Source organism: Bradyrhizobium sp. P2_E8 (assembly GCF_056403875.1).
Window position 1 is genome coordinate 1 of record NZ_JBFUES010000402.1, and the last position, 6,326, is coordinate 6,326.

Sequence of the window (6,326 nt, forward strand, 5' to 3'; positions counted from 1 at the left end):
GATCAAGACCAACTCGACGCCCGAGCCGCCGCCCAAACCCGTCGAGAAACCGGTCGAGTAGAAGCCCGAGCCGCCGAAGCCGGTCGCCGAGGCGAAGCCCAAGGAAGAGCCGAAGCCGCCGGAAAAAAAGCCTGATCCGGCCAAGGAAGATCCGATCGCCGAGCTCCAGAAGAAGCTGGACACCAAGAAGCCGCCGCCCAAGCCCGTGGAGCAGAAGGTCGCCGCGGTGCAGCCGCAGCAGCAGCCGAAGCCCAAGGAGCGCAGCTTCGATCCCGCGCAGATCCAGCGCGACCTCGACAAGCGCGCTGCGACCCGGCACGAGCTCACCGGCTCGGCGCTGAATGCGTCCGCCGCGCTGGGATCGGCGACCGGGACGGCCGCCAACAACGTCGCGACCTGGCGAGGTGCATTCCAGGGCGCGGTCAAGCGCTGCTTCACGCCGACCTATAACGGGCAGGACGCCGACCAGTACGAAGCCGACATCGACATTCCCATGAAGATCGACGGATCGCTCGCATCCGAGCCCGTCGTTGTCGCGGTGCGGGGGCCGTCGCGCTCGATCGCCCAGGCGGTGGCCGAGAGCGCCAAGCGCGCCATCGTGCAGTGCCAGGTCTATTCATTCATGCCGAAGCAGCAGTACGAGAGTTGGAAGCTCATTCCGATGACTTTCGGCCTGAAAGATATGTTGTGACATCCGAACAAAAGAACTTTGCAATGAATGACGTCCGCTCGATGAATCGCCGCCGCTTCATGACCCTGACAGGATCGACACTTGCGATGCTCGGAGGCGGACAGGCCTTCGCTCAGCAGCCGCAGGGACGGCTTCGCATCGATCCCACGGAGTTTCGGCCGATCCCGATCGCGATCAGCAATTTCGTGCCGGGCTCGCCCGCCGACGGTGACGTCGGCAACGGCGTCACGCAGGTCATCACCAACAATCTGAAGCGCTCGGGCCTGTTTGCCCCGATCGACCAGGCCGCCTTCATCGAGCGCATCAGCAACATCGACGTCGCGCCGCAATTCGAGAACTGGAAGACCCTCAATGCGCAGGCGCTCGTCACCGGCCGCATGACGCGGCAGCCGGACGGCCGCCTCAAGGCCGAATTCCGCCTGTGGGACGTGGTCACCGGCCAGCAGCTCGCTGGCCAGCAATATTTCACCTCGCCGGAATATTGGCGCCGTATCGCCCATATCATCTCCGATCAGATCTATGAGAAGTTGACCGGCGAGAAGGGCTATTTCGACAGCCGCGTGRTGTTCGTCGACGAGTCCGGGCCGAAGGAGCGCCGCGTCAAGCGGCTCGCCATGATGGACCAGGACGGCGCCAATGTGCGCTATCTGACCCGCGGCTCAGACCTCGTGCTGACGCCGCGCTTCTCGCCGAACTCGCAAGAGATCACCTATATGGAGTTCGGGCAGGGCGATCCGAAGGTCTATCTCTTCAACATCGAGACCGGCCAGCGCGAGATCGTCGGCAACTTCCCCGGCATGACCTTTGCGCCGCGCTTCTCGCCCGACGGCCAGCGCGTCATCATGAGCCTGCAGCAGGGCGGCAATTCCAACCTGTTCGTGATGGATCTGCGCTCGCGCTCGACCACGCGCCTCACCGACACGCCGGCGATCGACACCTCTCCGTCTTACTCACCGGATGGCACCCGCATCTGCTTCGAGTCCGATCGCGGCGGCAGGTCGCAGATCTACGTGATGGGGGCGGGCGGGGGAGCTGCGCAGCGCATCTCCTTCTCCAAGGACGACACCAACGCCAGCTATTCGACGCCGGTGTGGTCGCCGCGCGGCGACTACATCGCCTTCACCAGGCAGGGCGGCGGGCAGTTTTCGATCGGCGTCATGAAGCCGGACGGCTCCGGCGAGCGGCTCCTCACCTCCGGCTTCCACAACGAGGGCCCGACCTTCTCGCCGAACGGCCGCGTGCTGATGTTCTTCCGCGATCCCGGCGGCAATGGCGGGCCATCGCTGTACTCCGTCGACATCTCCGGCCGCAACGAGCTGAAGGTGCCGACGCCGGGCTTCGCCTCCGACCCGGCATGGTCGCCGCTATTGTCTTCGACGGCGGGTCAATAGATCGCGTCTTCGGACGCGCGATCTTTTCGAAAAATCACACCGATTTTTTCGCTTTCTGGGCGGAAGGCAAGCTTTCCTTCACCTTGCGCCCGGCAAGGCTTGCCTAGTTGATTGATATTTCAGCAGAAATAGGTTCGCTATTGCCGAAAAACAACCCGCCTTTAACGATGTTCCCTCAGGAAAGCTTCACCTGGGCTGGGTAAAAGTACGCGCCAAACAGGACGCGTAACAAGCCGATGCAGCTGGCCGACCAGAAGCAGAGCGATCGAGACGAGCTGGAGCCGATACTCTACGCCGCTCTCATCAACTCTATGGTGCAGAATTTCTGGGCGATTTTCCTGGGCTCGGCCTCTGCGGCCGTGGCCGCGGTGATGACTGCGCTGAAGACCGGCGATGTCTGGCTGTGGCCGCTCGCATTTCTGCTGATCGCCATCGGCACAGCACGCGCGTTCCAGATGCGCGGATACGAAAACCGTACGCGCCCATTGTCATTCGAAGAAGCCAAGCATCTGGAGCCGCGCTACTGGATCGGCGCGCTCAGCTATGCGGCGGTGCTCGGCATCTGGGCCTTCGTCGTCATCTACAACAACGAGGATCCGGTGGCCGACATGCTCTGTGTCGCCATCGGCATCGGCTATACCGCCGGCGGCGCCGCCCGCAATTACGGCCAGCCCCGGGTGATCCAGTGGCACGTCGCATTGGCGTGCGGTCCGATGTCGCTCGCGCTGCTCCTGCACGGCGGCTTCTATCACATCGGTCTTGCCATCCTGCTCGTGTTCTTCTTCATCGGCCTGAAGAACATCAACCTCAGCCTGCATGCGATCTTCGTCAAGGCGCTGACCTCGAGCTTCCGCGAATCCGCGCTGGCGAGCCAGTTCGATACCGCGCTCAACAACATGCCGCACGGCCTGTGCATGTTTCGCGCCGATGGGCGCCTTGCGGTGATGAACCATCGCTTCGGCGAACTGATGAGCTTGCCCGAGGACCTGGTCAAGCGCGGCGCCACCGCCGCCGACATCGTGTCGGCCTGCGTCGCCGCAGGCTCCATCTCGGCGGAGAGCGGCAACCAGATCCTGGCCGAGATCGAGCACGCGCGGATCCGCGAGATCGTCACCGCCGATCCGAATCCCACGCGCGGCCGCTCCCTCTCCTGGACCTTCCAGCCGATGACCGGCGGCGGCACCGTGCTGCTGCTGGAAGACATCACCGAACGCACCAACGCGGAAGCCCGGATCAGCCATCTCGCCCGCTATGACGAGCTCACCGCGCTGCCCAACCGGGTCTCCTTCCGCGACGAGATCGAGCGGCTGCTGGCGATTTCGCACCATGCCGAACGGCTCTCCGCGCTGCTGTTCATCGACCTCGACCAGTTCAAGCAGGTCAACGACACGCTCGGTCATCCCTGCGGCGACCAGCTGCTGTGCGCGGTCGCCAACCGCCTGCGCGAGATGCTGCGGCCGGAGGATTTCGTCGCCCGCTTCGGCGGCGACGAGTTCGTCGTGTTCCAGCAGGACATCAGCACGCCCGAGGATGCCGCGAGCCTTGCCCGCCGCATCGTCGAGCGGCTGAGCGAGCGCTACCGCATCGACAATCACCTGGTCGAGATCGGCGCCAGCGTCGGCATCGCGCTGACCTCGCCGGAGGGCATCAGCGCCGATACGCTGCTCAAGAACGCCGACATGGCGCTCTACCGCGCCAAGGCCGACGGCCGCGGCACCTTCTGCTTCTTCCGCGACGAGATGGCGGCGACCGTCGAGGCCCGCCGCATCCTCGAGCTCGACCTGCGCAAGGCGCTCGCCAACGAGGAGTTCGAGCTGTTCTACCAGCCGCTGGTCAATCTCAAGTCCGGCAAGATCACCACCTGCGAGGCGCTGCTGCGCTGGAATCATCCGGTGCGCGGCACGGTGTCGCCGGTCGACATCATCCCGGTCGCCGAGGACATGGGCCTGATCGTCGATCTCGGCCGCTGGATTCTGCGCCGCGCCTGCATGGAATGCATGAAGTGGCCGGAGGGCGTCAGCGTCGCCGTCAACTTCTCGCCGCAGCAATTCCACCAGCGCGACGTGCTGAGCGAGATCCGCTACGCGCTGGAGGTCTCGGGCCTGCCGGCGCATCGGCTGGAGATCGAGATCACCGAATCCTCGCTGCTGCGCAACACCCAGCTCACCCACGACATCCTGTCGCAGCTGCATGCGCTCGGCGTGCGCATCTCGCTCGACGATTTCGGCACCGGCTATTCGAGCCTCAGCTACCTGCATAATTTCCCGATGCAGAAGGTGAAGATCGACCGCTCCTTCCTCGAAGGCATCGACACCGACCGGCCGCTGACGCTGCTGCGCGGCGTGGCGCGGCTGTCCGCCGATCTCGGCATGGCGGTCGTGGTCGAGGGCATCGAGACCAACGAGCAGCTCGAGCTGATCAGCGCCGACGGCACCGTCTCCGAGGCGCAGGGCTATCTGTTCAGCCGTCCGGTGCCCGCCGTGCGGATGCGCCAGCTCCTCAACGCCTCGCATGGCCGGCGCGACGAACCCGTGCTCCAGGTCGTCGGCTCGCGTTCCTTCGCCTAACGCCGCTTCCGAGATTTTCCCGCCATTTCAGTCTGTTGCCGGGCACCGTAGTGCTACGGAGAGTTAACCCTAACCTTTCGATTGCTTTGCTTCATTGTTAAGAAGCTGTTAATAAATCATCACGCGCGTGGAGGTTGTTCCGCGCGCATGCGTTGAGTGGTGATGGGTAAGGAGTTGGAATGCAGTCCTCAGCCAGAGCGATCATTTCGGCTGTTGGACGGGGTGCAGAGCTCCTGACCGACGTCGATTATCATCTCGCCGACACGGCGGCCGAGAAGGAGAAGATCTACAATCTCCGCTACCGCGCCTATCTGCGCGAAGGTGCCGTCAAGGAATCTGCGGACGCGCGCGTCACCGACCAGTATGACGAACTGCCGAATGCGTGGACCTTCGGCGTCTATCTCCACGGCGAGCTTTGCAGCTCCGTGCGCATCAGCGTGCTGACATCGGAATGGCGGCAGTCGACCTCGGCCGATGTCTTTCCCGAGATCCTTCTGCCGCGACTCGATCGCGGCGAGGTCATGATCGACCCCACGCGGTTCGTCGCCGATCCCGACCAGGTGAAGCGGGTTCCGGAATTGCCCTATCTGACGACCCGGCTCGCCTACATGGCCTGCGAGCATTTCAATGCCGATCTCGGCCTCGCGATCGTGCGTCCCGAGCATCAGGCCTTCTACCGGCGGGTGTTTCTGCATGAGACCATTGCCGAGCCGAGGCTGGTTCCCGGTCTCACCAAGCCGTTCGGACTGATGGCGGCGGATTTCCCGACCTTCCGCAAGAAGGTGTTCGAGCGTTATCCGATCATGCGGTCCACCGCCTTCGAGCGGCGGATGCTGTTCGGGCGCAGCGCGCAGCGCCAGTTGCCGCCGCAGCAGCCGCTGCTGGTGCCGGATGCCGCTCACGCCTGATTCCGGCGGGGCCGACTGATCGAAGGCGCTCCGGGATTTCCCGGGCTCAGGCCAAAATTCAAGCAAGTCCAGCCATTTTGCCGGTTAACGCGGCTTGCCTTCACCCTCGCGCCACATTTACAACCCATTAACCATGACGGGTGCTTTTCGCCGGGTGGGGGGCATTTGACCGGCTCTGGCAACATCCCATCAAGGTTGACGGAACGTTCGCTTAACCAACCCCCTGTAGACCGGACAGCAGTGGACTAACGTGAGCGTGGAGGCTCCGGAATGAAACATCCTATGCGTATCCTCCAGGGATTGAAGCTGGCCGCGGTGCTTGCTGTCGCGCTGTCGATGGGCGCCTGCGCCAACAAGAACTCTGCTGCGGATGCGATGGCCAACGCGGCGACGCCGGGCAGCCAGCAGGACTTCGTCGTCAACGTGGGCGACCGCGTGTTCTTCGAAAGCGACCAGACCGATCTGACCCCGCAGGCGATCGTGACCCTGGAGAAGCAGGCGCAGTGGCTGCAGACCTATGCGCGCTACAGCTTCACCATCGAAGGTCATGCCGACGAGCGCGGCACCCGCGAATACAACATCGCCCTCGGCGCCCGCAGAGCCCAGTCGGTGCGTTCGTTCCTCGCCTCGCGCGGCATCGATCCGAACCGCATGCGCACGATCTCCTACGGCAAGGAGCGCCCGGTCGCCGTCTGTAACGATATCTCCTGCTGGTCGCAGAACCGTCGCGCTGTGACCGTGCTGAACGCGAGCTCCTGACGTTCAGTCA

4 protein-coding genes and 1 pseudogene are annotated in these 6,326 nt (G+C 63.8%); all 5 read left to right on the forward strand.

The window, feature by feature from the left end; all coding sequences use genetic code 11:
* Positions 1 to 691 (forward strand): annotated as a pseudogene (locus AC1D00_RS21705) (protein TolA); the annotation flags it as partial.
* 41 nt (positions 692 to 732) lie between these two features.
* Complete coding sequence (gene tolB / locus AC1D00_RS21710) at positions 733 to 2,082, forward strand: Tol-Pal system beta propeller repeat protein TolB (protein ID WP_477012074.1); 1,350 nt, start codon at positions 733 to 735, stop codon at positions 2,080 to 2,082.
* 236 nt (positions 2,083 to 2,318) lie between these two features.
* Positions 2,319 to 4,649 carry an EAL domain-containing protein gene (locus AC1D00_RS21715; RefSeq protein WP_477012073.1) on the forward strand — a complete coding sequence of 777 codons (2,331 nt, stop codon included), beginning with the start codon at positions 2,319 to 2,321 and terminating at the stop codon, positions 4,647 to 4,649.
* 179 nt (positions 4,650 to 4,828) lie between these two features.
* Entirely contained in the window at positions 4,829 to 5,557 is a 729-nt protein-coding gene (locus AC1D00_RS21720; protein WP_404553111.1) for an N-acyl amino acid synthase FeeM domain-containing protein, read from the forward strand.
* Positions 5,558 to 5,827: 270 nt separating this feature from the next.
* The gene (pal, locus tag AC1D00_RS21725) at positions 5,828 to 6,316 is read left to right on the forward strand and encodes a peptidoglycan-associated lipoprotein Pal (protein ID WP_027545576.1); all 489 of its coding nucleotides are present in this window, start codon (positions 5,828 to 5,830) and stop codon (positions 6,314 to 6,316) included.
* Positions 6,317 to 6,326: the final 10 nt, after the last annotated feature.

What these genes read in the sequence shown, in the direction of transcription:
- AC1D00_RS21715 (WP_477012073.1), top strand. Translation starts at nt 2,319, where the DNA reads ATGCAGCTGGCCGACCAGAAGCAGAGCGATCGAGACGAGCTGGAGCCG.
- AC1D00_RS21720 (WP_404553111.1), top strand. Translation starts at nt 4,829, where the DNA reads ATGCAGTCCTCAGCCAGAGCGATCATTTCGGCTGTTGGACGGGGTGCA.
- pal (WP_027545576.1), top strand. Translation starts at nt 5,828, where the DNA reads ATGAAACATCCTATGCGTATCCTCCAGGGATTGAAGCTGGCCGCGGTG.